This is a genomic window from Spirosoma horti, assembly GCF_054776595.1.
The window spans coordinates 1-3,312 of sequence record NZ_BAAHBQ010000025.1 but is presented as its reverse complement, the minus strand read 5'-3'; the positions used below and the strand labels follow the sequence as shown (position 1 = coordinate 3,312).

At 60.9% G+C, this 3,312-nt stretch carries 1 protein-coding gene; it reads left to right on the top strand.

The window, feature by feature from the left end; all coding sequences use genetic code 11:
• Positions 1-3,231: beta strand repeat-containing protein (locus tag ACYVAM_RS31755; RefSeq protein ID WP_461074182.1), on the top strand; the 3,231-nt coding region annotated here is incomplete at its 5' end.
• Between the last annotated feature and the right edge of the window lie 81 nt (positions 3,232-3,312).

Sequence of the window (3,312 nt, the reverse complement as noted above, 5' to 3'; positions counted from 1 at the left end):
GTGCGGGCCACCGATGCCAACGGCTGTTCGGGCACCAGTGCGACCTATGCGCTGGTGGTGAGTGCAACCAACCCCACCATTGCCGGGCTGGCCGCTACGCCCAATCCCGCCTGCATAGGCAGTGCCATCACCTTTACGGCCACCATCGGCAACGTGACGGGTACCTACAATTACACCCTCACCAACGGCAGCAGTACGTCCATCGCCGGTACGTCCGCCAGTACTAGTTTTAGTCAAAATCTGACCGCTGCCGGCTCGGGTGCTCAGAGTTTTACCCTGACGGTGAGTGCTAACGGACAAACTAGCCAGGCCACCACTTCGGTAACGGTCACCCAACCGGCTACCGCTACAATCAGCTATCCAGGCACGGTATACTGCACAAACAGCAGTGATGCCACCTCGCCAACCCTGTCGGGTACCTCGGGTGGCACCTACAGCAGCAGCCCGGCCGGCCTGAGCATCAACAGCACGACGGGGCAGGTCGTTGCCAATACCAGCCAGCCGGGAAGTTACACCGTTAGCTATACCCTGCCCGCTCAAGGAAGCTGTCCGACCGTGGTAGCCACCGCCATGCTGGTAATTACCGGTCCGCCTACGCTGGTCATTATCAACCCAACCCAGCCCACCTGCGCTGTGCCTACGGGCACCATCAGCGTGAGTGCCGTTGGGCAGGGTACTATCGAATATTCCAAAGATGGCACCACCTGGCAACTCAGCGGGATATTCAATGGACTGGCACCCGGCAATTACACCATTCAGGTGCGTTCCCAGAGTGCCACCGCTTGTACCCGATCGACCATCTTTACGATTGATCCGGTACCTACCCGTACGGCCAGCATCAGCTATCCGGCTGGTCCCTACTGCCAGAACGCGTCTACGACCTATGCCCCCACCCGGAGCGGCATCCCGGCGGGTACCTTCAGCAGCAGCCCGGTGGGCCTGAGCATCAATAGCGGGGGGACGGTCTTCCCCAGCCTGAGCCAGCCGGGAAGTTACACCGTCAGCTACACCGTGCCCGCTCAGGGAGACTGTCCGACCGTGGTAGCCACTGCTTCCTTAACTATTGTTGCGGCCCCCACCTATGTCTTTGGCGGTGGCTTCCCCGGCACGACCCAGCCTACCTGCGGTAGCCCAACGGGGACTATCAGCTTGAGTGCCACCGGCACCGGTACAGTCGAATACTCACGCGATAATGGCGCCAACTGGCAGGCGTCGGGCACCTTTGCCAACCTGCCGCCCAATCAGTTGTACACGATCCTGGCCCGGTCGGTGGCGAATCCGGGCTGTACCCGCAGTCTGAGCCTGTCGATTAATGCCGTGCCCTCCCCGCCGGTGGCCAGCATCCTGGCCCCGGCCAGCACCACGCTGAGCTGCGCCAGTCCAAGTCTGAGTCTGACGGCTACGGGTGGGGGCTCCTACCGCTGGGAGGACAATACAACGGCAGCTGTACGGACAATCACTACGGCGGGTATCTATTCGGTCACGGTGAGCAACGGAGCAACGGGCTGTTTCAGTACCACCAGCGCGACGGTGTCCAGCACCACGGCCACCGTCACGGTTGCTGCGCCCTCGATGAGCAATGTTACGGTGGGCACTGCCTTCAGTCAGACCTTTACCTCCAGTTCCAGCGGCACGTCACCTCGCACGTACTCGCTGACCAGCGGCAGCTTGCCAGATGGTTTGAGTTTGAATGCCACCACGGGCGTCTTGTCGGGTACGCCCACTCAGTCGGGGAATTACTCGATCAGGGTGCGGGCCACCGATGCCAACGGCTGTTCGGGTCTGAGCGCTCCCTACACCCTGGTGATCAACCAGGCCGCCTCTACCCTGACGGGTTTCTCGGCTAGCTCCAACTCGGTTTGCGTAGGTAGTCCGGTTACCTTTACGGCTACCGTAGGCAACGTGACGGGTACCTACAATTACACGCTCACCAACGGTAGCAACCCCCTCACCGGCAGTACGACCAATACGGCTTTCAGTCAACTACTGACGGCCAGTGGGACAGGCCCCCAAGTCTTTACCCTGACGGTGAGTAACAACGGCCAGATTAGCCAGGCCACCGCCAGCCTGACGGTCAACAGCTTGCCTACCCTTGAACTGAGTGCGGCCAATGTCTGCGCGGGGCAAGCCCTGAGTCTGTCGGCGACCAGTGGCCTGAGTTCATACACCTTTACGGGGGCTTCCGGAGTCATTGCCGGATCGGGCAACACCCGCTCGGCAGAGGGGCTAGCGGCTGGCACTTACAGCTTCAGTGTGGCGGGGGCCAATGCCAATGGTTGCCTGAACACCGATGTGGTGAGCGTGACCGTCAACGCCTTGCCGGAGGCAACCCTGGTAAGCAGCGGTACCTTGAGCTGTGCTCAGACCAGTGTGACGCTGACGGCGGGAGTGGGCAGCGGCTACAGCTACACCTTCACCGGTCCGGATGGGACCGTGCTGGGCCCATCGGATGCCAGCCCGACCCGGGTGGTGAGCAGTCCGGGGAGTTACTCGGTGCGGGTGGGTAACCTCAGTGGTTGCGTGAGCACCGCCAGCACAACCGTAAATCAAAGCGTGGCCCTGCCCACGGTGAGCATCAGTCCCAGCTCGACGACCCTCTCCAGCGCCACGCCTACCGCCAGCCTGACGGCTAATGGCACGGGCAACTTTCGCTGGTCGACCGGGGAGACCACGCAGGTCATTTCCGTGAGTGCCACGGGCACCTATTCGGTCACCCTGACTACGGGCAGTTGCTCGGCCACAGCTACGACCAGCGTCGAGTTCATCGGCGGGGGGGACCTGACGCCCATCCTGAGCCTGCCCCAAGGCAACTTTGCGGCCTCGGGTCCCGAGTCGATCCACAATCTGACGATGACTATCGCTGAGCAGGCGGGCAAGGCTACCAATGGCGTGATCGTACTGACATTGACCCCCCCGCTGGGGTATAGTCTGAGCTTTGATCCGACGCTGACCAGTATCAATGTCACGGGGGGCACGACGAATCCGGTGGGGGTCAACAATGCGATGTGGGAGGTACGGGCTAGCAATTCTCTCCAGCTGACGCTGGCTAGCAAACCGGGCCAGCGAATTGGGGCACGGGGTGAATCGGTGATTGGGTTAAGTCTAAGCCGGAGCCCAGTTGCCAGCGCGGGCACGGCTAACCTGACGGTCAATGTCAATGATGATCCTACGGGTCAGTATGACGCCAACCCAACCAACAACATTTACGCCCGCATCCTCAACTCGTTGTAAGGACTCAACGGTTGCGGCTGCTACTCTTTACCGTTAACTTTTAGTAAGAGTACTACAGGTAATTTCGTCGTATCGTACATA